Below are 22163 nucleotides of genomic sequence, written 5' to 3' on the forward strand. Positions count from 1 at the left end.
TCTCGTCCATGACTCATCGCCCTTTTCCCGTCAGGAAAAGGCTGAAAAAGCAGCTCATCATCAATGCGGCGGGGATTATTCGGGCGGTGCGTTCCGAATCCGCTTGGCGAGACCGGTATAATAGGCCGCCGAACTGCGGTTACCGGTGGCCGCCATGCGCTTCGAGACCGCTTCCGCCGCGGCTGTCGCCGTGCGGAACACCGCCTCATCCTCGGACGGACGAAGCCCGTCGCTGACGACGACGCGGCGCTGTGCGTCGAACCGGATCGCCACCATCATCAGTCCCGATTTCAGCACCAGCACGCCGTCGACGAGCTGCCCGTCGCGCATCCGTCCCGCGAAAAATTCATAGGGCGCCGCGCCGCCCGCGCGCGTCACGCCGAGCCCCTCGGCCATGCCGTTCGGGCAGTCGCCCAGCCAGTGCGCCGGGGCGGTGGTGAGCTCCGCCGGCACTTCGGCGCGGCAAGGCTTTTGCACCGCTGCCTTCTGTCTGGCCGGAGCACTGCCGGCCACTGCCGGAGATAATCCGATCGCGATCAGCAGGCCGGCGGCGGCGATGACGGTAGCGGACCGTCTCAACGACTGACTCCCGCCATCAGCGCGCCACCCAATTCGAAGTGCATCGGATCGGCGCGGCCGCGCGACCGATATCCGCCGCCCCAATACCAGCCGGCGCGATTGAAATAGGGGACCAGCGCGTCGAGCCCCTTGAGCGAATAGCTCGCGCCGAGCGGCACCAACACGCCGCCGACGCGCAGGTCGATCGCGCTGCCCCAGGCATGGTTCGACACTTTGGTGGTGCTGCCACGCTGGAGGCGGTTGACCTCCATCCCGGCGCTGCTCAGCAGGGCAAGCAGATCCGGCAGGTCGCGCCGCACCTCGTCCAGAATCGACCGTAGACTGGCGATGGCGGGACGAATGCCGGTGACGCGAAACGGGCCCACCGACTCCGTCGCGATCAGCGATTTCAGTTCCGGGTTGGTCACCGGCTGATCATTTTGCGACATATGGGCGCTCGGCATACCGCCGAATCGCGCCACCTGATCCGAGCTCGTCGGCGACGACAGGCCGACATTGACCGTTCCGGCTGCCGGGAGTGCGGTTTTGGTCGTCCAATAGCTGCTGGCGCGTTGGGCCGGCGGTGGCGCGGCAGGTGTGGCGGCCGCTGCGGCAATGACGGGCGCGGGTGCCTGAGCACGGGCGACCGCTGCGGTGCGTTGTGCGGGAATCGGGACTGAACGCGTCGCGGCAGCGGGCCTGGGCGACGGTGACGGGGTCGGCGTTGCGGCGCTTCGAGCCGCTGGCGGTGGCGTATGCGCGCTGGCAGCTGTGTGTTGAGTGAGGCGGCGCCAGCTCGGCCCGTTGACGTCGATCCGCCCATCGGGCCGTCGCATCACGCCACTCTGGAATCGTTCGATCGCCTGGATCGTGCGGCGCCCGCAAATGCCGTCGATCGGGCCGGGCGGTACTGACGCGGCCTGCAGGGCGCGCTGCACGCTGATGACATCCGATTTGCGATTCTTGCCGCCAAGGCCGACCGATCCGTTCAAGCGCTGCATCCGCACCTCCATCCACGATCTCAGCGGCTTCTTTGCGGGTTCACCGACTATTTTTGGCCGCCGTTACACGGGATTAGCGCCATGATCGACGAAACCCCGATGCACAGCGCATGGCGCGGTCAAGGGTTCCGTCTTGCCTGATCATTATAGGCGCGCCGGAATTCCTTGGCGAAGACATCCATGAACGCTTCGTCCGAATCCTGGGCGACGCCGCCGAATTCACGCTCATAGGTTTGCCACAGGGTCGCGTCGCGCGCCGCCGGCAGGATCCGCTCAAGCACGCCGGCCGAATCGGCGCGTGCCCGGATCGCCGCCGGCGAAAAGCGATCGAGGGTCGCGCGCAATGCGCCCTGCATTGCCTTCAATGTGGCCATCTGATGCGACTGCAATTCCACAAATGCATCCTCGACCGCCCGATCGGCCGGCATGAATCCACGCTGCGGCTCCTCGATCAGCATGGCGAGCGCCTCTTCCGGCGTTCGGGCGAATTTGAGCGGGTTATGGCCATGCGCCGAAAATGCGGTCGCTTCGGCGCCGAGCTGTGCCTTTGCCCGCGCACGTGCTTCGACCATCACTACCAGACCCGCCACGAGCCGGTGGAATACAGCACCGGCGCGTTTGAGCGCGGTGGCGGGATCACCGATCGAGCCCGGCGCCAGCCCCGCTGCGGCGAAGAAGTCGGCCTCCGCTGCGCCAGCGGCCGCACGTGGCGGCGGCGCGGCTGGTGCGACCGGGCGTGCCGCCGGCAGCGACTGGCTGGCAGGTGCGGGGTTAAGGCCAAGCGGATCTCCCGCGGGCGCGACCGGCTGGCCGAAGCCGCCCCGCGCCCAGTCCACGACATTTCCTTCCGCGATCCGGCCCCATACATCATCCGGCGACGGCGCGGCCGGCCGGTCGGGTGCCGCGCTCGACCAGCCTGACGCCGGATCCGCATTTGGCGTCGGGCCCTCCCATGCCGACGCAACGGGTGGTAGCGCCACCGCGCCGGTCGGCGCCCAACCGCCGCCGGCAGGAGCAGGGGCGCGATCGCGCCCGGTATTCCCATCCTGCCCACCGGCCTGTCGATGCGCGTCGGGCCGGGCGAGCGACGGGCCGACGTCCGGCTGCCACCGGGCATTGTCGCGCGGCGGTGGTGACGGTGCCGCGTCCCAGCCGCTACCGGCGGGTGGTGCGCCCCAGCCGTCATTGGCATTTGGTCCGGGGCTGCCCGCGCTACCGGGCGGTGCTGCGCCGCTGCCATCGTCCCACCCGGCCCAGGCGCGGGGGGCAGGCGGTGCCGCGGCAGCGTCGGCGCTGCGAAGTGATGCCTCGGCTTCGCCACTGAGCGACGCACGGATCAGATACGGCCCAACCTGGAAACGGTCGCCCTGCGTGATGCGGTGCGGGGACGACAGGCGCTCGCTTGCGCCATTGAGAAACGTCCCGTTAGTGCTGATGTCGGCCAGGACATAGAAGCGTCCGTCAAAGGTCACCTCGAAATGACGCGCTGAAATATGCTTTGTCGGGTCGGGCAATGGCCAGTCGCACGTCGAGGCGCGCCCGACGATCGCACCGCGCCGATGCAGGACCAGCTCAAGCGGTGTGCCATTGTCGAGGCGACCGCTATTCTGGAGGGTGAGCGTGAGCGTCATGCTCGCGCCAGGGCCGCGATACCCCGTTCCGCGACCTGCTCGCCGAGATCGAGCGCTTGGTTGAAAAAGGCTGCGGAATCCGCGCCGCGATAGGCCGCTTGCTCGATCGCGCTGACGGCAAAGCGGGAGCAGGCATGCGGCGGCGGTGCCAGCGGAGCCCCTGTTCCGCTGACCGATCCGCCAGAATAAAACACCGCGAGTCCGAGAAATCGTTCCGGCGCGGCCTTGCTGATCGCCCGCGCGGCGTCATGGGCTGCGCGGCGATGCGCATCGGTCGGCTCGCCGATCCAGCGCATCGCGCTGTCGAGCGCCAGCCGGCTGCGGCGAGTGAGTTCGATCCGGCGTGATTCGTCATCGAGCAGACGGCCGGCCCAACTGACGGCCTCGCGGCGGGGTAACGCATGGCCGAGATATTCGACCGCCGCGGCCAGCGCGCCTTGCCGGCGTAGCGCGACATATCGGTCGCGCACGCCGACCGATGGCATCGGCCAATCGTCTTCGTCGATTCCGATAAGGGCCGCGACTTGCCTCGCCTCGGTAAGCTTGACCATGGTCCAATCGTTCATGGGCGGTCGAGCATGCCGATACAGGCCGGCATCAGCTGCCTCCCTCGCCCGCGGCCGGGCCGAGCGGGACCGCACTGCCGAAGGTGGCGGGCGTGACCCCGTCGGGATTGATATTCGTCACCCCACCATTGAGGGTCAACTCAGCGCCAGCATTGATCCGCAAACTGCCGGGGCTGTTGAACGTTGCCTCGCCCGTGGCCTGGACGTCGACCGTCGGGGCCTGGATCAGAATGCCTTCGGGGCCGATAATGACGATCGAATTCTTAACCCGGATCGTAATCTTCGTCTTCGATTCGATCGACAATTCCTTATCGACCAGCAGTCCGTCCTTGCCGATGACATGGACGGAGCGGTCACGCTTGACCAGTTTCGATTCGTCGCGGCCGATCGTGGCGGTGCGATCGAGACCGACCCGGTGATCCTGATTGTGGCCGACATGGTGCGACTCGTCGAAACGGATGCGACTGTTCATGTCCCGCTCGGCATGAAGGAAGACTTCTTCCTGTCCGCCTCTGTCTTCAAACCGGATTTCGTTGGCGCCCGGTGCGCCGGTATCGAGCGCCTCGGTCTCCGGATACTGGCCGGCTTCGCCATATTGCTTGGTTCGCCACAGCGCGCGCGTCTTGTTCGCGGGCAAGTCGTAGATCGGCATGTTCGAGCGATTGAACACACGGCCGACGACCAGCGGACGATCAGGATCGCCGTTGAGGAAATCGACCAGCACTTCGTGCCCGACACGCGGCAGAACGAGATTGCCGAGGCCGCCGGTTTGCGACACGCGGATCCAGCACGTGGATTGCTCACCGGGGGTCTTCGCACGGTCCCAATGGAAGCGCACTTTCACGCGACCATATTGATCGGTGAAGATGGTTTCGCCGGACGGACCGGTGACGATCGCCGATTCCAGCCCGGTGACCACAGGGCGCGGCGTGTCGTGCGGTGGCTGGAACGAGGTTTCGGCGGGGATCGCCTCGAACCGGATGTTGAACGCTTCCTCTTCCTCGCCCTGCGACCCCGACCGATAGCTTTCGGAGGCGATGCTGTGGAAGGTCGAGGTGATCAGATATCCCGCATTCATGCGGGCGGCCGGGTGGTCGGCGACATCGACCCGGGTGCCGCACGCCAGCCCGGCCGATTGCGAGGTGCCGGAAAAGGTCCGCCGTCCGGCGCGTTGCGCATCGAGCAGTACCTGGCTGCGTTCCTGGCCGGTTTTCTGCTGCTCTTCGCGGCCGGTCTGCTCACGCGTGTAGCGTCCGGGATAATGGAAGATTTCGCGATTGTCTCCGGGATGGGCACCCTGGCCGGTCACTTCCGCCGTCAGCGGCTGATCGGGCGATTCGAAATCGAAATCGCGATAGGTCACCTTGGCTTCGCCGGTCGACCGGACGCGCTCGATCCAAGTCTGCAGGAAATCGCCCTGGTTGGAGAAGCGCGATTTCGAATCCGCTGTGAAGACGGAAACCGAGTTGGCGTTATATTTCAGCTTCGCCGGCTTGCCGGGCTGGTGACATTTCGGGCCTTCGCACAACACCATCACGTGACGATCGGCGTCGTGACGGAAGAAATAATAGATGCCTTCTTCCTCCATCAGGCGTGAGATGAAGGTGAAATCGCTTTCCTTGTACTGGACGCAATAGCCGCGCGTCACACGCGGCATGGAGAGGCGGGTATAATCGACGTCGGAGATGCCGGCAGTCTCGATCACCTGCTTGATGATCGCCACCGAGGTCATGTCCTGAAAGATCGCCATCGCGACATTCTGCGCGAGATAATAGGTCCAGGGCTGGATGGTCAGGCGATAATGATGGCCGCTGGGACTTTCCTTGCGATATTCGCCCGCCGTGACGAGGCCATGGAAATGGCGCAGCGTCTCCTCGTCCTCGAGAACCTCGAGCGACGCGGGCTTGCCCAGGTGCGGCTGCAGGTCGATTTCGAGCGGTGATATGATGTCAGCATGGACGACAAACGGTCGTCCCAGCGTCTCGGCGCTCTCGATTCGTTCAAGCTCTACCTGCTCGTCACCGACATCGATTGACATCCGAGTAAGCCGCTGTGTCGAGTCCGGCACCGCTTACTCCTCTTTGTACAATTCGTCCGATACTTACTGTGTCGGATGGAACCTTACAATGGCTCCAGCGTCTTAACCCAAGTCAAGAGGCAACCCTCGGGGCTGTTGCGGGTTGCCTCGACCACATCAGGGTAATAAGTTGGGACCAATGAAATATTTCCCGGCTTGGAGATGAACATGTTCGCTCGTTTGCTGATATTTCCGCTTGCCACTTTGTGCGCGTTCCCCGCGATCGCGCAGGATGGCGGACGTTCAGCGCCCCCTGCAAAGCCCAGCGTTGCGGGTTATCTTTGCACGTTTGCCGGTAAGTGCGACGGAGTGGAGGCAGAGCGGGTCAGCCGCGATGCGCCCGAAACCAAGGGTTTTCGCCTGGCACGGCCAGCGGCGGATAACACGGCCGACGAAACGGCAGGCGTGAAGCGCGCCGCAGGCCAGCCCGCCACAACGATTGGCCGCGGCAAGCCGCGGGGTGGCGGCACGTATAGCGCAGCACCGCGACGTTTTGCCGGGACAGGGTCGGTGCAGCCTGGCGCGGTCGGCGCTGCCGGGCGTCCTCGTGCGGACCTGATGATCGGCTTCGATCTCAATTCAGCGCGGCTGACGGCCGAAGGTGTGACAGCAACGCAGATCTTCGCCAAGTCACTGCTCACGCCGGAGCTGCAGTCCAAACGCTTCCTGATCGAGGGGCATACTGATCTGCGCGGCGGGCGGGATCTCAACATGGCCCTGTCGCGCGCGCGCGCCAAGACGGTTGCCGACTATCTGGTGTCGCTGGGCGTAAAGCCCGATCGTCTCCAGACTCGCGGCTTTGGTCCTGATGTCCCCCTTCCCGGACACCGTACGACCGATCCGACGAATCGTCGGGTCGAGGCGGAGCTGATCTCCTGACTCTGTCCTCATCCGAGTCCGATCGCCAGGCGGATACCGGCGCACCGATGGCGCCCGTTGCCGAGGCCGATCCCGCGGGGCCCGATCTTTCCTATTCGTCCGAGCGTGGCGTGATCGAAGATGCCTTTGGTCGCGCAACTTCGGGCGCGACCGAGGATATCGATTGGAAGGAAACAATCGAAACGATCGTTGGGCAGAGCCTGCTCACCAGGGATCTCTGGCTTGCGGTCTATCTGGCCCGGGCTGGCGCTCGCTCCAACCGCCTCGATCTGGTCGAGGACGGCTGCGAGATGCTTGCCGGATTGATGGAGTCCTTTTGGGATACGGCGCATCCCAAGCTTGAGGAATACGGCATTGAGGGACGCAAGGCGCCTTGCGAATCGCTGGTTCGAATCGGGGAGTTCCTTGGACCGATTCGGCGGGTCGTGCTGGTCGATCATCCACGGCTCGGTAGCTACACGGGCGAGGATTTCGAGCGCTTCGCCCGCGAAGGGGAGACCGGCGACGGTTATGGCCAGTTCCGGGCGGCGATCGCCGACACCTCGATCGAACAGCTCCAGGCCTTAGTCGACCGGCTGGATCACATCGCCGGCGCATTGGCGCGCGCCGATGCGATTCTGTCGGAGCGGGCGTCTGCCGCCAATCAGACCGGTACGAATTTTGAGCCGACTTACGAAGTCCTGGAATCGATCCGCAAGGCGATCCGCCCCTACGTAACGCTGTTTAGCGGCGCTGACGACGGTTCGGAGGCCGTGGATGTTGAGGTGGTGGGCGCGCTGAATGCCGGGGCCGGCCGGCCGGCGGCTCGATTGATCGAAAGTCGTGAGGATGTTGCGCGTGCGCTCGATTCCGTGATCGATTATTACCTGCGACGCGAACCATCCAGCCCTATCCCTGCCGCGCTTGGAAGAATTAAGGGTTGGATCGCAATGGACTTCATGACGTTATTGCGAGATATCTCACCCAATGGCGTACCCGATGCGGATAGCGTATTGCGTGCGCGGAATGAGGAGAGCGGCCGTTCGGATTTGATGTGATTGCTCGGATTGCGAGCAAAAATGATCAGGGGCAACCAGCCGAATTATTCAGTGTTCGAGTAACAGGGACGTACAGTCATGGCGATTAAGAGCGGGCAACGCTTCATCCGGGAGAACCGGAAACCGCGAGTCCATATCGAGTATGAAGTCGAAACCTATGGCGCGCGCCAGAAGGTGGAATTGCCGTTCGTCATGGGCGTGATGTCCGATCTCTCAGGCAAGAGCCTGAAGGATCGCAAAGCCGCCGAGGCGCGCGAGTTCGTCGAATTCGACATGGACAATTTCGATCAGCGGATGGAGGCGATTGCGCCTCGCGTCGCCTTTGCGGTCGATAACACGCTTGGCGGCGACGGCGGCAAGCTGGCCGTCGACCTGACGTTCAAGTCGATGAACGATCTGTCTCCCGGCGAGATCGCGAAGAATATAGAGCCACTGGCCAAGTTGCTTGAGGCGCGGACTCAGCTGGAGGACTTGCTGTCCTATATGGATGGCAAGAATGGTGCGCAGGATCTGCTCGACAAGGTACTTAAGGATCCAGCTCTACTGCAGGCTATTTCTGCAGCGAAGACAAAAACCGATTCCAGCGATGGAACCGACGACATCGCCCAATCGTAATCCCTCTATCGCAATCGGAGCCGACTATGGCGCAAGAAGCGCTTCATCAATCGGGCGGGCAGCCCCAGGCGAGTGAAGCGGCACTGGACGATTTCCAGGCGCTGCTTCAGAAGGAATTCAAACCGAACGACGATGTGCGCAAGACGCGCATCGAACAGGCGGTACAGACACTGGCCGAACAGGCCTTGCAGAATGCGCAGATCATTGGCGGAGACGTCTTTGCGACAGTTGACGCCATGCGCGCGGCAATCGATCGTAAGCTGACCGAGCAGATCAACCAGATCATCCATCACGAAGAATTCCAGAAGCTGGAATCGACGTGGCGCGGGCTCAACTATCTCGTCATGAACACATCCACCGGCAAGGATCTGAAGATCCGGGTGATGAACATGTCGAAGGAAGAGTGCCGGCGGATGTTCCGCCAGTATCGCGATGCGGCGTGGGATCAGAGCCCGCTGTTCAAGAAAATCTACGAGAATGAGTTCGGGCAGCTGGGCGGCCAGCCTTATGGCGCCTTTGTCTGCGATTATTATTTCGACCATTCCGCTCCCGACCTGGAAGTGATGAAGGGTCTGTCGCGGATCGGCGCGGCCGCGCATGCGCCGTTCATCGCGGCGGCGGGGCCGTCGCTGCTGGGCATGGAGAGCTGGACCGAGCTGTCGAATCCGCGCGATCTCGGCAAGTTGTTCGATGCGACCGATTACGCCGCGTGGCGTACGTTCCGCCGCAGCGAAGATAGTCGGTATCTGGCACTCGCATTGCCGCGTTTCCTGGGGCGTCCGCTCTATGGGGCCAAGACGGATCCGGTTGATGAATTCGACTTCGAAGAAGATGTCGGCGGAGAGCATGATCAGCATCTCTGGCTGAATGCATCCTATGCAATGGGAACCCGGATCACCGAAGCGTTCAAAACCTATGGCTGGACCACCAGGATTCGCGGTGTCGAATCCGGCGGTACCGTCGAGGATCTGCCGACCGCGACCTTCCCGACTGACGATGGCGGCATCGACCTGAAATGCCCCACGGAAATCGCCATTTCCGATCGCCGTGAAGCCGAGTTGGCGACCGCTGGACTGATGCCGCTACTGCATCGGAAAAATACTGATCAGGCGACCTTTATCGGGGCTCAGACGGTGCATCGCCCGGCATCGTACGACAAGAAGGAGGCCACCGCGAACGCCAACCTCTCGGCGCGTCTTCCTTATATTTTCGCAAGCTGCCGCTTCGCCCATTATCTGAAATGCATGGTGCGCGATTGGGTCGGCGGTTCGCGCGAAGCGGAGCAGTTGCAGCGCGACCTCAACAATTGGGTCCTGCAATATGTGGACGGGGCACCAACCACGTCGAACGATGAGACCAAGGCTCGACTGCCGTTGAAGCAGGCGCAGATCGAGGTGATTCCGGACGAAGAAAATCCCGGTTTCTATGTCGGAAAGTTCATGTTCGTACCGCATTACCAGCTTGAGGGCATGGACGTAACATTGAGTATGGTCTCACGCCTTCCGAAGACGTCGACCTGAAGTCGGCATTATAAAGTAAGTACGGTTCCCAGTAGTAGCTTAAAGCGTAACATAGGAGAATTACGATGGCAGTTGATCTGTTTTTGAAGATTGATGGTGTTCAGGGCGAATCGCGCAAGAAGAACCATCAGGACGAGATCGATATTATTTCGTTCGATTTCGGTGCGGTGCAGCACGGATCATTCCACTCCGGTGGTGCAGGCGGCGGCGCCGGCAAGGCGGAGATTTCGGATATTCGTATCCAAAAGGAAGTGGATAAGTCATCGCCACTCCTGTTCAAGGCTTGTGCTTCGGGTAAGCATATCAAGGAAGCGATCATCTATTCGCAAAAGGCTGGCGACGGTGAGCAGCCGCTGACCTATTACAAGATCAAGCTTGAAGACATTATCGTTTCCGACATCCACAATAATGGCGCCGCGGGCGGCGACAATATCATGGAATCAGTGACCTTTAACTGCGCCAAAGTGACGTTCGACTACCAGGCGCAGAATGAAAAGGGCGGCAAGGACGGCGGCGTCGTCACTGCTTATTACGATATCCGTCAGAACGAGGCGGGCTAATCAGCCCGGATCGTCCGTGCAGCGTGAAATGAGCAACGCGGACGACCTTTTGCGGTCGGGCGACCTCGACGGCGCGCGTAGCGCGCTGATCGAGGACGTCCGCCGTAAGCCCGGTGACGTCGAGACGCGCCTTTTCCTATTCCAGCTGCTCGCTGTGCGTAGAGAATGGGACAAGGCCGCGACGCATCTGGCCACATTGGCGCAGCTGTCGCCCGAAGCAGCGATGCTCGCCATCGTGTATAACCAGGCGATCAGCGCAGAACGCGAACGCGAAGCCGTATTTACCGGCACATCGACCGCCATCATTCATGGTGGGCCGTCCTGGGCAGACGGCCTGGCCGCAGCGATCCGGCATATCGCCGAAGGCCGCGAAGAAGAAGGGCTTGCCGCGCGAGAGGACGCCTTTGCCCAGGCACCCGAAACGCCCGGTATGATCGACGGTCAGCACTTCGAATGGATTGCGGATGCCGACGCGCGCTTCGGCCCGTGCATCGAGGCGATTATCGGCGGACGATACGGGCTGCTCCCGTTCGATGCGATTGCCGGACTGAAAAGCGAGGGGCCAAAAGATTTGCGCGATATCGTCTGGTATCCGGTCGAGATCGCGATGAAGGCAGGGACGTCGATCGCGGCGCTGTTGCCGGCACGCTATCCCGGTGTCATTGCGGAGGCGGTCGAGCAATTGGGTCGCTCGACCAACTGGCACGATGGAGCAACCGGACAAATCGGATCCGGCCAACGGTTGTGGACTCTTTCCGACGGGCAGGATTGTGGATTGTTGTCGGTTCGCTCACTCGTGATGGATTGATCGGGGTCCCATGGCCGTCACTCAACGACTGACCCCGACATTGTTCGACAAGCTGGTTGCCGATCTCGATATCTCCGGCATGCGCGACACGAGCGATGAAACACCGGAGGTCGCCCGCGAGAAATTTCGCTATTATTCGGTGCCGAAGCTCGAGCGGTTCAACGAGGCTGCGTTGCGCGCGACCATAAGGCGCGATCTCGCATGGTTGTTGAACACCACCAATCTGGAATCGCTGATTGACCTTGAACCCTATCCCAGGGTTGCCGAATCGGTACTCAATTTCGGACTGACCGATCTGGCCGGCCGAACGTTGAATCGCCGTGCGGTGCTGGCGCGCGCGCGCGAAATACGTCGTGCCATCCGGCTTTTCGAGCCGCGGCTCAATCGCGAGGGGCTGACCGTCGATCCGGTCGACGATGACACCCCGCATGCGCTGACCTATCTGATTCAGGGCGACATCACGTCGGCGGCACAGGTCATGCCAGTCAAATTCAGGACCGAGGTCGAAGCCGAAACCGCCACGGTCAACGTTCGTGAATAAACGGCTGCCCCGGTGAGCGGCGGGATCGATCCGCGCCTGCTGCGCTTCTACAATGACGAACTCGCCTATCTTCGCGAAGAGGCGCGTGCGTTCGGTGAGGAGCATGAGGCGGTCGCCGGACGGCTGGGGCTGAAGACGCCGACCGATCCTGACCCTTATGTCGAACGATTGCTGGAGGGCGTCGCCTATCTCGGCGCGCGCGTGCAGCTCAAGCTGGCCGATCAATATCCTGAGTTCACGCAGCACCTGCTCCATGCGGTTCAGCCGCACTACCTCGCGCCGACCCCTTCTATCTGCATTGCCGGCTTTGAACCGAACGGCGGAGACCCCGGGCTGATCAAGGGCTATGTCGTGCCGCGGGGAACGCCGATGGTGGCGACCGCGCACGATCAGGGCGGCGTTTCGGTCGAATTTCGCAGCGGGCACGACGTGACGCTATGGCCGATCAAGATCACCCAGGTCGAATATCTCGCCAGCCGTGCTGCCGTCGCGCCCTTTGCCTCTAGCGCGAATGTCCGCGCGGAGGCCGGGCTGCGGCTGCGCTTCGAGGCGACCGACGGCGTCGATCTGCCGCAGATATTGCCGGAGTCCCTGCCGCTCTATCTGGCGGGATCGGAAGCCGTGCCGGCCGAACTCTATCGACAGATCATCGGAGAGACACTTGCCGTGGTGGCTAGGTCAGCCGATGCCGCCGAGGGGCCTGCGGGCTGGATGAAGCTGCCGTTGCCGGGGCAGGTGGGATTCGACGATAACCAGGCGTTGCTGCCGCCGGAACTGCGCTCATTCCGCGGCTATCGGCTGCTGACAGAATATTTCGCTTGTCCGGAACGCTTCCTTTTCGTCGATCTAAAAGGGCTCGCGCGCGCCTTCGCCGCCAGCCCCAAGGCCTGCGACGTGGTCCTGCTGTTCGACCGCTCCGCACCGGTCCTTCATAATGCGCTCGACCCCGGCAATTTCCGCCTGTTCGCGACCCCCGCGATCAATCTGTTCGAAAAGCAGCTTGGTCGAGTGCAGGTGTCGCCGTTCGAGCATGAGCATCACGTCATACCCGATCGCGCCCGCCCGCTCGATTTCGAGGTTTTCCGTGTTCTCGACGTCCAGGCGCACCGCCCCGACAAGGTCGATGCGCGCACGGTGGCCCCGCTCTATGCGTTCGGCGCGCTGCTTTACGATTGGAATGAGGCGTTATTCTATACGACTCAACTGCGGCCCCGGCGCCTCTCCACTCGGGAACAAAGGCTGCGGCGGCGCGGCGAATATACCGGGACCGAGACCTGGATCAGCTTGACTGCACCTGGGGACGCCACCCGCCTCGAGGGAGTTCAGGAACTGGCGGTACGTGCCCTGGTGACTAACCGGGAATTGCCCGAATTGCTGACCTTTCGCGGCGAGCAGCATTTCATCGTCTCGGGGATTCCGACCCGTGCGGTCAGCGTTTTGCGCGCGCCGACCCGGCCGCGTCCACCGCTCGGCATGGGCGACGCTGCGTGGCGCGTGATCGGCCATCTGACACCGAATTACGCCACGCTTGCGCCCGAGGACCATGACGACCCGCAAGTGCTGCGGGACCATCTCGCTTTATATGGCCGACAGGATGATGCCGCCTCGCGACGGCAAGTCGATGGGGTCATCGGAATCCGCTCGTCCAAGGTCGCGCGGCGCGTGCCTGGGCTCGACCGAATGGCGATCGCGCGCGGACACAGGATCAAGGTGACGCTGGACGATGCCGCCTTTGACAAGGGGCGGATGTTCCTGTTCTCGGCCGTGCTCGAACGTTTCCTCGCCGAGTTCGCCAGCATCAACTCGTTTACAGAAACTCACGTCAAAAGCGCCAATGAAGGGGAGTTCCAGCAATGGCCGCCAAGGATCGGGCGCCGTTACACCATCTGACGTTTCTCGCCAATGCGGCGGCGCAGGCGCGGCGGTTCGGCCTGTTCCCGATCGCGCGCGGGGCGGAAGCGCGCGCGCCGGATCTGCCTCGCATCGGCCGCGCGCGACGGCCGTCGCAGAACATCGTCGATCTGTCGCAGGTGCCGACAATGTCGTTTCCGGATTCGACGCTGGAAGATGTCGAGATCGTGGAGGGGCGCGCAAGGGTCAGTGGCTATTGGTTCGGTTTGACCGGTCCAATGGGGCCATTGCCGTCGCACATGACCGAATTCGCGTCGTTCGAACGGCGCTACGCGACTACCCGCCCGTTCGGACGCTGGCTCGACCTGCTCGCCGGGCGAATGCTGCAATTCTTCTTTCGCGCCTGGTCGGATTCGCAGCCTGCAGCGCAGGCTGACCGACCTGCCGAGGATGGGTTTGCGGACAAGATTGCGCAGCTTACCGGTGCCACCGAGGGTGTTCGTGATGATGCCGCCTTTCCGGCCCGGGCGCGCGTTCATTATGCCGCCTTGTTTGCCGCGCGGCGCAGCGCAGGCGGGATCGAAGATGCGGTTGGACATCTGATCGGGCAGCGTGTGACCGTCATCGAGTATCAGCCGCGCTGGCGCGATGTCGAGCCGGAGGATTGCACCCGGCTGGGCCGCAGCTTTTGCGCATTGGGGACTGAGGCAATGGCGGGGACGAAAGTCAGCGTCGCTTCCGATGCATTTCGCGTCGTCGTGCGGGCGAGTTCGCGCGCCGACTATGACGCGCTGCTGCCGTCCGGTGCGCGCTTTCGTATACTGTCCGAGGCGCTCGACGCCTTCGCGCCGAGCCATCTCGAATGGGATGTCGCGATCGAGGTCGCGGGCAGGCATACGCGCCCGGCGCGCCTCGATGGCGGCACCCGCCTCGGCTGGACGGGGTGGGTAGGAACAATCAATGACGACACCATTTGCGCCGATGCGCATCTCCGGCGTCCCGTGCGACAAGAGGAATACGCATGACCGAGATCAGCCGTGCATCACTGTTCGGGCGGCTTGACGCAACGACGTTGAAAGCGATCGAATCCGCCACGAGCTTCGCCAAGATGCGCGGCAATCCCTATGTCGAACTCGTCCATTGGGTGCATCTGCTGTTGCAAGACCCGCAGGGCGATGTCGCGGCGATCCGCACCGCATTCGCGATTGATGATGCGCGGCTCGCGCGTGACGTGATCGCAAGCCTCGACATTCTGCCGCGCGGGGCATCGGCGATCGCCGATTTCGCACCGCAAGTGGAGGAAGCGATCGAGAAGGGCTGGCTCTACGCCTCGCTCCAGTTCGGCGCGGCCAGAATCCGTTCGGGCCATCTGATCTTCGGGATGCTCAGGACGCCGACGTTGCGCAATGCCCTGTTCGCGATGAGCGGCGAATGGCGCAAGATCTCGGTTGACCGGCTGGGAGCCGAATTCTCCGCGATCGTGAAGGCGTCCGGCGAAACGATCGAAACGGCAACCGCCGATGATGCCGTCGGCACGGCGCCCGCGACTGCCGGCCCCGGGGAGGCTCTGGCCCGTTTCTCGGTCGACCTGACGGCGCGCGCGCGTGCTGGGGAGATCGATGCGGTGGTCGGTCGGGATGCGGAAATCCGCCAGTTGATCGACGTGCTGCTGCGCCGCCGGCAGAATAATCCGATCCTGGTGGGCGAGGCCGGAGTCGGCAAGACCGCAGTGGTTGAAGGGTTTGCACGCCGCATCGTCGACGGCGACGTGCCGCCATCGTTGCGCGGGGTGTCCCTGCGGTCGCTCGATGTTGCGCTGATGCAAGCTGGTGCCGGCGTGAAGGGCGAATTCGAGAAAAGGCTGCGTCAGGTGATCGATGAGGTCGAAAATGCCGCGACGCCAGTCATCCTGTTCATCGACGAGGCACATACGCTGGTCGGTGCCGGCGGGCAGGCGGGGACGGGCGACGCCGCGAACCTGCTGAAGCCAGCACTGGCGCGGGGCCGATTACGGACGATTGCTGCCACCACTTATGCTGAATACCGCCAGTATTTCGAGAAGGATCCGGCATTGAGCCGCCGGTTCCAGACAGTCCAGGTCAGCGAACCCGAAACAACGGTGGCGATCGACATGCTGCGATCGGTGGTGTCGGTGATGGAGACACATCACAAGGTCGTCATACTCGACGAGGCCGTTGCAGCGGCGGTAACGCTGTCGCAGCGCTATGTCCCCGCGCGCCAATTGCCTGACAAGGCCGTCAGCCTCCTCGATACGGCGGCCGCGCGAGTGGCAGTGTCGCAGCATGCGACACCTGCACCGGTCGAGGACCGCCGGCGTCGGCTGGAGCTGCTCGAATCCGAGCGCGGCGTGGTCGAGCGGGAGACCGAGGGACGCTATCGCGAGGATGACCGGCTCTCCGCGATCGATGCGGAGATCGCGACAGCGCGCGATGAGGTGTCGCGCATCGAAGAGAAATGGGCGCGCGAGAAGGATGCTCTGGAAGCGGTGATTGCGGCGCGTGCCGCGCCGGCCGATGCCGACAAGACGCCCGGTGATGACAAGCTCGAACCGGCGCTTGCGGCACTGGCGGAGGCGGCGGGGGACGATCCCATGGTGTTCGGCGTCGTCGATGCCGATGCCATTGCCGCGGTGGTGGGGGATTGGACCGGAATCCCGATCGGCCGGATGGTGAAAGACGAGATCGCTAGCGTCCTGACCATTGCCGACCGATTGAAGCGCCGCGTCGTCGGGCAGGATCATGCGATGGACGCAGTCGCCAAGCGCATCCAGACGAGCCGTGCCAAGCTCGACAATCCATCCAAGCCGGTCGGCGTGTTCATGCTGTGCGGACCATCCGGGGTCGGGAAGACCGAGACCGCGCATGCGCTGTCCGATCTGCTCTTCTCCGGCGATGAATCGATGATCGTCATCAATATGAGCGAATTCCAGGAGGCACACACGGTCTCCACATTGAAAGGCGCACCGGCCGGCTATGTCGGTTACGGTCAGGGTGGGGTGCTGACCGAGGCGGTGCGACGGCGGCCCTATTCCGTCGTGCTGCTGGACGAAGTGGAGAAGGCGCATCCCGACGTCCATGAGATGTTCTTTCAGGTATTCGACAAGGGCTTCATGAACGATGCCGAGGGGCGGCACATCGATTTCCGCAACACGATCATCCTGCTGACGTCGAACGTCGGAACCGACCTCATCATGTCCCTGACCGAGGATGAGGAAACGGCGCCCGACGCGGAGGGCCTCGCCGCCGCGCTCCGTCCCGAACTGCTGAAGGTGTTCCCGCCTGCCCTTCTCGGGCGGCTGCTCGTCCTACCCTATTACCCGCTCAGTCCGGATATGCTGGCCGGGATCGTCCGGCTCCAGCTTGGGCGGATCGAGCGGCGGATCGCCGACAATCACGGGATCGAGCTGGAAATCGGTGCCGATGTCGTTGACCATATCGTCACGCGTTGTACGGAGATCGCCTCGGGCGGCCGTATGATTGATGCGATCCTGACCAATACCATGCTGCCCGAAATGTCGGTTGCGCTGCTTGAGCACAAGATGCGCGGGGCAGAGGTATCGCGGATCCGGGTAAGCGTCGACGGAGAGGGATTCGGTTATGACTTTGTCGCCAAGTCGGAGCCAATCGGCGAGCCGATCGAGGGAGCGGTGGCATGAGGAGATTGTGCTGACGGCCGTCATACTTCCGGTGGAGGTGGAATGAGATCCATTGCCGTCGCCGTCGCTCTTTATGCGCCTGGCCGGAACGGTGTGGCTTCAACGGGGTTATCGGCAACGTGCCAATGCGGTTCTGAGCATGCTTTCCCCACCTGTTTCTGGATAGCCGGAGATCCAAGTCTATGTACGGCAGTGCGTTGACGGCAGCGAAAAGGAATGTGTGCCTGGCAGATCGTCGGTCGACGATGTTCGCTGCGCCCTGTATTCCGGGCATGATTGCGAACAAGGAGATCCGGCATGGGAACCAATGACGAACGACCGCCGGTTGCGGTGAATGCCGAGCCGCCCGCTGGTTGGATCGACAAATCCATGATCATCCACAGCGCCCCGCTGGCGGACGGCCAGACGATCGCGCCGACGATCGTCATCGCGCGCGATGCCCTGGGGGGACGCGAAACGTTTCGTGAATATTGCAACCGGCAGATTGACGGCTTTCGCGTCACGCTGCCGCAATATTTCCGGGAAAGCGAAGGTCCGGGACGATTGCACGAGCGCGATGCCTTCCAGATCCAGTTCATGTGGGCGTCAGGCGCTGGAACGCTGCGTCAACGCGTCTTCTTCATTTCGGCCGGTTCGGGGGTCGTGGTGACCTTTACCACCACCGCCGCTGCGGACGATTACGCCAGGCATGAACCGGTGTTCGAACAATCGCTCGCGCATCTGGCCATTGCCCCGGCGCCGGGCAATGATCGCTAGGCCCGATATGAAGAGCCGGGACGCAGCATGACGATGCCGCCCGCCGCCCGTGTCGGCGACGACATCGCGCACAGCAATGCTGGCACCGGCATGTTGCTCGGCATTCTCGCCGGCGCGGCGATCGGTGCCGTGCTGGTGGCGGCGACGGTGGCGACGGGCGGATTGGCGTTGGTCGCAGCGGCGGGCGCAGCGGCGGGCATGGTGTCAGCCGGCGGTCTTGGCGGCATGTATATCGGCGAGGCCTCGATGGGGCCGCCATGCGGTAAATTCGTCACCGGATCGCCGAACGTGTTCATCAACGGACGGCCGGCGACCTTTACGTTCGGGTCGTTCGCCATGTGCAGCAAGGACGGCGGCAGTCCGATCCCGCTGGCCACCGGTTCATCGACGGTGATGATCAACATCGGCATGGCGGGGCGGCAGGACGAGAAGATCGGGTGCAGCGCGAAGTCGGTCCCGCAGGTTTCCCCCAACGTCTTCATCGGTGGCGAAAGTGCGCAGGACCCGAGGGTCGAGATCACGCCCGAGGTGCCGGCCTGGGCGGTGACGACGCTCCAGGTGCTCGGCATTGCGGGGGCGATCGCGGCGCTGCCGTTCGCAATTGCCACCGTGGGCGTGGCTGCGACGCTCGGTGGACTGGCGTTGGGCTTTGTCGGGGCCAAATTCGGCGCGCAGGGGGGGCGTGCGCTGGGCGAGGCGTTGGGCATGTCGGAAGCGGGCATACGCTCGCTGGAGATGGCCGGTGGTTTCCTGGGCGGGATGGCCGGCGGGATGGCCGGCACGAAGGGCGTGCAGGCATTCAACAGTCGCTATCAGATCAAGGTCGACCCCAATTCGCTTGGGATGAACGGCGGCAATGTGCGGATTACCCGCCGGCCCAGCGCCACGTGGCAGAAACCGACCTCTCAGGGTGCTTGGCGCAACGCGCCCAATCCCGATAAATGGCGCGCGCAAGGCGGTACAGTCACGCCGCGCCGCGGCGGTGGCGTAACTTACGAAAACGCCAATGGCGTCAAGGTGAATTACAACAGCCGGGGCTATCCCGACTTCAAGCCGCATGCTGTGGATCAAACCAAACTACCCGGAGGGTTCCAGAATCGCCCCGACGATTTCCGCGCGGCCAACACCCAGACCGGACGCAGTCAATATGGCAGCAAGTCGCCGCCCAACCAAACGTGGCACCATCACGAAGATGGTACAACGATGCAGCTCGTTCCGCGCGATATCCACAATCAATTCACGCATGCAGGCGGTATCGCCGGCACCCACGGAGGTCCCTGATGAATTATCTGCCCCTGTTGGAGATGCAAGCGCCGCCGGCGCCGGACTCCAATCTCTTGAAATTGGAAGCGCTGCTCGGCGCTTCGCTTCCCGAAAGCTATCAGGCGTTTCTTCGTCAAAGCGATGGCGGAACGTTTCGTGACGATATCGTCGCTATTCCGGGTAACGATACAGTCCTCAACTACATGTTTTCGACGGTCGGCCCCGATTATGATATCTTCAAGGAGTATGACAATCTCAGGGGAATGGACCGGATACCGGTTCAGGCCTTGCCGATCGCCGATGACCCTGGTGGGAATCTGTTTCTGCTGAGCGTGGAGGCCGACAGCCACGGTCATGTGTTCTTCTGGGATCATGAGCATGAACCCGAGGATGGTGGGTCACGCATTGCCGACTTTCCCAACATGCTTGATCTGGCGGATGATTTCGCCGTGTTCATCGCTGGTCTCCAGGCCGACGTGGCATGAACGCGAAGACGCTCGAAGCACTCGACACGATCAGAAGCGGCATGAGCGCGGCTGCCTACAGAGCGGCGCTCGGCGGTTCGGCCATGCCCCCGATGCAGTACGACACCGCCGTGCCCGATGACCCGATTCCATTTCAGGAATTTGCCGGGCTGGGGATCGCCGTCGTTTTCAGTCGCGACGGCAATAAGGTCGATAGCGTCGAGTTCGGACCCGAATTCGCCGGCGCCATCAACGGCATCGCCATCGGTATGACCGGCGTTGAGGTTGAGCAACGGTTGGGGCCATGCGACAGAACCTGGCCGATGCCGCATCCCAATTATGTGCTTATTTATGATCGGCCGGAATATCTTCGCATCGACCTGTCGCGTACCGACGAGCGCGTGATCACGATGTATCGATGATGGCACCGATCAACGGCTGATAAGCTCCATGTTTTGCCAGGCTTCATCAAATCAGGACTGCCTCAAAACTGCGACATCCGGGTGATAGAAGTTCGCCTCGCAACATCAGAATCTCCAAAGATGCATCGTCAAGGGTTTGATGTTGCTGATTGATCCGTTAAACGATCGAAGTAGACACGGCTGTAAGTAAAAGGGGAAAAAATTTGGCTCGACGGCGGATGTCGCACGGTTGGATTGGGCTCGCAACCGCAGCAATCTGCGCCTCGGCGGGTTCTGCCGGAGCGCAGACGCGCCAGGAAATCACGCCGCCTACCCCGGATACCCAGGCCGAATCGACCGCAAGCGTCGATGCGCGGGGCGCTCTGGCGGTGCCGAACTGTCCGTTCGAAAATTCGCCGCTGCGGCTCACGATCGATCGCATCGAACTATCCCGGCCCGATGGATCGCCCCTGCAACCCGAAGTGGCACTCGCACTGGCCGGCGTGGTCGCGCCCAAAGGAGAGCAGGCACTCAAGATCGTCTGCGAAATCCGCGATCGGGCCAATGCGGCGCTGCGCCGCCGCGGCTGGGTCGCCTCAGTGCAGATTCCGCCGCAGGAAATCACTGACGGCGTGCTGCGTTTACAGGTGATCACGGCACATATCGTCGAGATTCGGGTTCGCGGCGAAGCCGGCCGATATGAAAATATCCTGCGCCGTCGCCTTGCGGCGATCCAGGCGCTTGATCCGCTGAACGAGCGCGAAGCCGAGCGGCTGTTGCTGCTCGCGGGTGATATTCCCGGCCTCGACGTGGCGCTCGCCCTGCGTCCTGCCGGCGGCGAACAGGGCGCGGTGATCGGCGAATTGACGGTCAGCTCGCGCCGTTACGCGCTCTTTGGCAATGCCCAGAATTATAATTCCAAATTGCTGGGGCGCGAAACGGCCTATGTCCGGGGCGAGATTTACGGCCTGACGGGCATGTCCGACCTGACCTATTTTGGTGCGTCCGCGACCGCCGATTTCAAAGAACAGATTATCGTTCAGGGCGGCCATATTCTCGGCGTGAGCGATGTCGGCACGACGTTCGGCGTGCGCGCGAGCTATGCTTGGTCGCGACCCGATCTGGGACCACTGGATCTGCGGAGCAACACCTTCATTGCCGGCTTCGACGTGGTCCACCCGCTGGTCCGTACGGTTCGCAGCAATGCCCGGCTGAGGGGCGGTTTCGATTTTGTCGATCAGACATCGAACCTCGGTTTTGGCAACACCGCAGTGACGTTGACGCATGACCGCCTGCGCATCGGCTTTATCGGCATCGATGCGGATTACCAGGCGCTGACGCAGAACGGCGCGCCGTTGTTCTCGCTGGGGGTGTCGGCGGAACTGCGCAAGGGGCTGGGCATCCTTGGGGCGAGCGATCGCGGTTTCAGCGATGGCGTATTGACCTCGCGTATCGACGGCAATCCGCAGGCCTTTGTCGTGCGCGCGACGATCGAAGGCGTGCTCAATATCGGCCCGATCTTCAGTATCATGGGTCAGGCGCAGACGCAGTGGGCGAATGATCCGCTGCTGAACTACGAAGAATTCGCGCTTGGCACCCTGACGATCGGGCGTGGCTATGATCCCGGCTCGAACAGCGGTGATCGGGCGATCGGCGGCCGTGTCGAAGCCCGCGCGGAACTCCCCATCACCACGGCGTTCGGGACTCAGCTCTACGGATTCTACGACCATCTGTATCTGCGCAATCTCGATCGCACCTCGATCGAAGGGCCGCGGAACTTCGGCAGTGTCGGCGGCGGCGTTCGCCTGGCGCTGCGCAACCGTCTGATGCTCGATGTCGGCTACGCCAAGCCCCTCGATAAGGCATTGCTGATCGATAAGCGAAAGCCGCCGGCGCGGGTACTCGTATCGCTGACGGTACAATTCCGTGCTCCGGCGCGTTGAGGACATGTCGAAAAAG

The 22163-nt window shown here is 62.8% G+C and carries 20 protein-coding genes; 15 read left to right on the top strand and 5 right to left on the bottom strand.

Features of this window, described 5'->3' with window-relative positions:
- Positions 1 to 75: 75 nt before the first annotated feature.
- The 5 genes from ACRECS_RS04620 to ACRECS_RS04640 all read right to left on the bottom strand — a co-directional run bounded on the left by ACRECS_RS04620 (position 76) and on the right by ACRECS_RS04640 (position 5794).
- Complete coding sequence (locus tag ACRECS_RS04620) at positions 76 to 579, bottom strand: hypothetical protein (RefSeq protein ID WP_431581786.1); 504 nt, start codon at positions 577 to 579, stop codon at positions 76 to 78.
- Positions 576 to 1559: a M15 family metallopeptidase gene (locus ACRECS_RS04625; protein WP_431581787.1), complete on the bottom strand. Its 984-nt coding sequence runs from the start codon at positions 1557 to 1559 to the stop codon at positions 576 to 578. The genes ACRECS_RS04620 and ACRECS_RS04625 overlap by 4 nt, the downstream gene beginning before the upstream one ends.
- A 119-nt stretch (positions 1560 to 1678) precedes the next feature.
- A complete protein-coding gene (gene tagH / locus ACRECS_RS04630; protein WP_431581788.1) occupies positions 1679 to 3190 on the bottom strand; it encodes a type VI secretion system-associated FHA domain protein TagH in 1512 nt (503 codons plus the stop codon).
- Positions 3187 to 3741 carry a DUF6931 family protein gene (locus ACRECS_RS04635; RefSeq protein ID WP_431581789.1) on the bottom strand — a complete coding sequence of 185 codons (555 nt, stop codon included), beginning with the start codon at positions 3739 to 3741 and terminating at the stop codon, positions 3187 to 3189. The genes tagH and ACRECS_RS04635 overlap by 4 nt, the downstream gene beginning before the upstream one ends.
- Positions 3742 to 3787: 46 nt before the next feature.
- On the bottom strand, positions 3788 to 5794 hold the full coding sequence (locus ACRECS_RS04640) for a type VI secretion system Vgr family protein (RefSeq protein ID WP_431581790.1): 2007 nt from the start codon (positions 5792 to 5794) through the stop codon (positions 3788 to 3790).
- 207 nt (positions 5795 to 6001) lie between these two features.
- Here ACRECS_RS04640 and ACRECS_RS04645 point away from each other — a divergent pair, with 207 nt between their 5' ends.
- The 15 genes from ACRECS_RS04645 to ACRECS_RS04715 all read left to right on the top strand — a co-directional run bounded on the left by ACRECS_RS04645 (position 6002) and on the right by ACRECS_RS04715 (position 22147).
- Entirely contained in the window at positions 6002 to 6712 is a 711-nt protein-coding gene (locus ACRECS_RS04645) for an OmpA family protein (protein WP_431581791.1), read from the top strand.
- Positions 6713 to 6759: 47 nt separating this feature from the next.
- Entirely contained in the window at positions 6760 to 7749 is a 990-nt protein-coding gene (locus ACRECS_RS04650) for an ImpA family type VI secretion system protein (protein ID WP_431581792.1), read from the top strand.
- A 78-nt stretch (positions 7750 to 7827) separates the two neighbouring features.
- Positions 7828 to 8364 carry a type VI secretion system contractile sheath small subunit gene (gene tssB, locus ACRECS_RS04655; RefSeq protein WP_431581793.1) on the top strand — a complete coding sequence of 179 codons (537 nt, stop codon included), beginning with the start codon at positions 7828 to 7830 and terminating at the stop codon, positions 8362 to 8364.
- 26 nt (positions 8365 to 8390) lie between these two features.
- Complete coding sequence (gene tssC, locus ACRECS_RS04660; RefSeq protein ID WP_187761868.1) at positions 8391 to 9884, top strand: type VI secretion system contractile sheath large subunit; 1494 nt, start codon at positions 8391 to 8393, stop codon at positions 9882 to 9884.
- A 65-nt stretch (positions 9885 to 9949) separates the two neighbouring features.
- Complete coding sequence (locus ACRECS_RS04665; protein ID WP_431581794.1) at positions 9950 to 10444, top strand: Hcp family type VI secretion system effector; 495 nt, start codon at positions 9950 to 9952, stop codon at positions 10442 to 10444.
- 28 nt (positions 10445 to 10472) lie between these two features.
- Positions 10473 to 11252, top strand: coding sequence for a type VI secretion system accessory protein TagJ (locus ACRECS_RS04670; protein WP_431581795.1), 780 nt, complete (start codon positions 10473 to 10475; stop codon positions 11250 to 11252).
- Positions 11253 to 11262: 10 nt separating this feature from the next.
- Entirely contained in the window at positions 11263 to 11793 is a 531-nt protein-coding gene (gene tssE, locus ACRECS_RS04675; RefSeq protein WP_187761871.1) for a type VI secretion system baseplate subunit TssE, read from the top strand.
- Between the two features lie 12 nt (positions 11794 to 11805).
- Positions 11806 to 13683, top strand: coding sequence for a type VI secretion system baseplate subunit TssF (gene tssF, locus ACRECS_RS04680; protein WP_431581796.1), 1878 nt, complete (start codon positions 11806 to 11808; stop codon positions 13681 to 13683).
- Complete coding sequence (gene tssG / locus ACRECS_RS04685) at positions 13647 to 14669, top strand: type VI secretion system baseplate subunit TssG (protein WP_431581797.1); 1023 nt, start codon at positions 13647 to 13649, stop codon at positions 14667 to 14669. The genes tssF and tssG overlap by 37 nt, the downstream gene beginning before the upstream one ends.
- Positions 14666 to 17320: a type VI secretion system ATPase TssH gene (gene tssH, locus ACRECS_RS04690; RefSeq protein ID WP_431581798.1), complete on the top strand. Its 2655-nt coding sequence runs from the start codon at positions 14666 to 14668 to the stop codon at positions 17318 to 17320. Before tssG ends, tssH begins: the two co-directional genes overlap by 4 nt.
- Before the next feature lie 297 nt (positions 17321 to 17617).
- A complete protein-coding gene (locus tag ACRECS_RS04695; protein ID WP_431581799.1) occupies positions 17618 to 18076 on the top strand; it encodes a DcrB-related protein in 459 nt (152 codons plus the stop codon).
- A gap of 27 nt (positions 18077 to 18103) precedes the next feature.
- Complete coding sequence (locus ACRECS_RS04700) at positions 18104 to 19357, top strand: HNH endonuclease (protein ID WP_431581800.1); 1254 nt, start codon at positions 18104 to 18106, stop codon at positions 19355 to 19357.
- Complete coding sequence (locus tag ACRECS_RS04705) at positions 19357 to 19824, top strand: SMI1/KNR4 family protein (protein ID WP_431581801.1); 468 nt, start codon at positions 19357 to 19359, stop codon at positions 19822 to 19824. Before ACRECS_RS04700 ends, ACRECS_RS04705 begins: the two co-directional genes overlap by 1 nt.
- Positions 19821 to 20225, top strand: coding sequence for a hypothetical protein (locus ACRECS_RS04710; protein ID WP_431581802.1), 405 nt, complete (start codon positions 19821 to 19823; stop codon positions 20223 to 20225). Before ACRECS_RS04705 ends, ACRECS_RS04710 begins: the two co-directional genes overlap by 4 nt.
- A gap of 218 nt (positions 20226 to 20443) precedes the next feature.
- Positions 20444 to 22147 carry a ShlB/FhaC/HecB family hemolysin secretion/activation protein gene (locus tag ACRECS_RS04715; protein ID WP_431581803.1) on the top strand — a complete coding sequence of 568 codons (1704 nt, stop codon included), beginning with the start codon at positions 20444 to 20446 and terminating at the stop codon, positions 22145 to 22147.
- Positions 22148 to 22163 lie beyond the last annotated feature (16 nt).

It is taken from the genome of Sphingomonas sp. (genome assembly GCF_050725575.1).
Classification (GTDB): domain Bacteria; phylum Pseudomonadota; class Alphaproteobacteria; order Sphingomonadales; family Sphingomonadaceae; genus Sphingomonas.

Bases quoted from the DNA above. Each gene is read 5' to 3' on its own strand.
- ACRECS_RS04625 (WP_431581787.1), bottom strand. From the start codon at position 1,559: ATGCAGCGCTTGAACGGATCGGTCGGCCTTGGCGGCAAGAATCGCAAA.
- tagH (WP_431581788.1), bottom strand. From the start codon at position 3,190: ATGACGCTCACGCTCACCCTCCAGAATAGCGGTCGCCTCGACAATGGC.
- ACRECS_RS04635 (WP_431581789.1), bottom strand. From the start codon at position 3,741: ATGGTCAAGCTTACCGAGGCGAGGCAAGTCGCGGCCCTTATCGGAATC.
- ACRECS_RS04640 (WP_431581790.1), bottom strand. From the start codon at position 5,794: ATGTCAATCGATGTCGGTGACGAGCAGGTAGAGCTTGAACGAATCGAG.
- ACRECS_RS04645 (WP_431581791.1), top strand. From the start codon at position 6,002: ATGTTCGCTCGTTTGCTGATATTTCCGCTTGCCACTTTGTGCGCGTTC.
- ACRECS_RS04650 (WP_431581792.1), top strand. From the start codon at position 6,760: ATGGCGCCCGTTGCCGAGGCCGATCCCGCGGGGCCCGATCTTTCCTAT.
- tssB (WP_431581793.1), top strand. From the start codon at position 7,828: ATGGCGATTAAGAGCGGGCAACGCTTCATCCGGGAGAACCGGAAACCG.
- tssC (WP_187761868.1), top strand. From the start codon at position 8,391: ATGGCGCAAGAAGCGCTTCATCAATCGGGCGGGCAGCCCCAGGCGAGT.
- ACRECS_RS04665 (WP_431581794.1), top strand. From the start codon at position 9,950: ATGGCAGTTGATCTGTTTTTGAAGATTGATGGTGTTCAGGGCGAATCG.
- ACRECS_RS04670 (WP_431581795.1), top strand. From the start codon at position 10,473: ATGAGCAACGCGGACGACCTTTTGCGGTCGGGCGACCTCGACGGCGCG.
- tssE (WP_187761871.1), top strand. From the start codon at position 11,263: ATGGCCGTCACTCAACGACTGACCCCGACATTGTTCGACAAGCTGGTT.
- tssG (WP_431581797.1), top strand. From the start codon at position 13,647: ATGGCCGCCAAGGATCGGGCGCCGTTACACCATCTGACGTTTCTCGCC.
- tssH (WP_431581798.1), top strand. From the start codon at position 14,666: ATGACCGAGATCAGCCGTGCATCACTGTTCGGGCGGCTTGACGCAACG.
- ACRECS_RS04695 (WP_431581799.1), top strand. From the start codon at position 17,618: ATGGGAACCAATGACGAACGACCGCCGGTTGCGGTGAATGCCGAGCCG.
- ACRECS_RS04700 (WP_431581800.1), top strand. From the start codon at position 18,104: ATGACGATGCCGCCCGCCGCCCGTGTCGGCGACGACATCGCGCACAGC.
- ACRECS_RS04705 (WP_431581801.1), top strand. From the start codon at position 19,357: ATGAATTATCTGCCCCTGTTGGAGATGCAAGCGCCGCCGGCGCCGGAC.
- ACRECS_RS04710 (WP_431581802.1), top strand. From the start codon at position 19,821: ATGAACGCGAAGACGCTCGAAGCACTCGACACGATCAGAAGCGGCATG.
- ACRECS_RS04715 (WP_431581803.1), top strand. From the start codon at position 20,444: ATGTCGCACGGTTGGATTGGGCTCGCAACCGCAGCAATCTGCGCCTCG.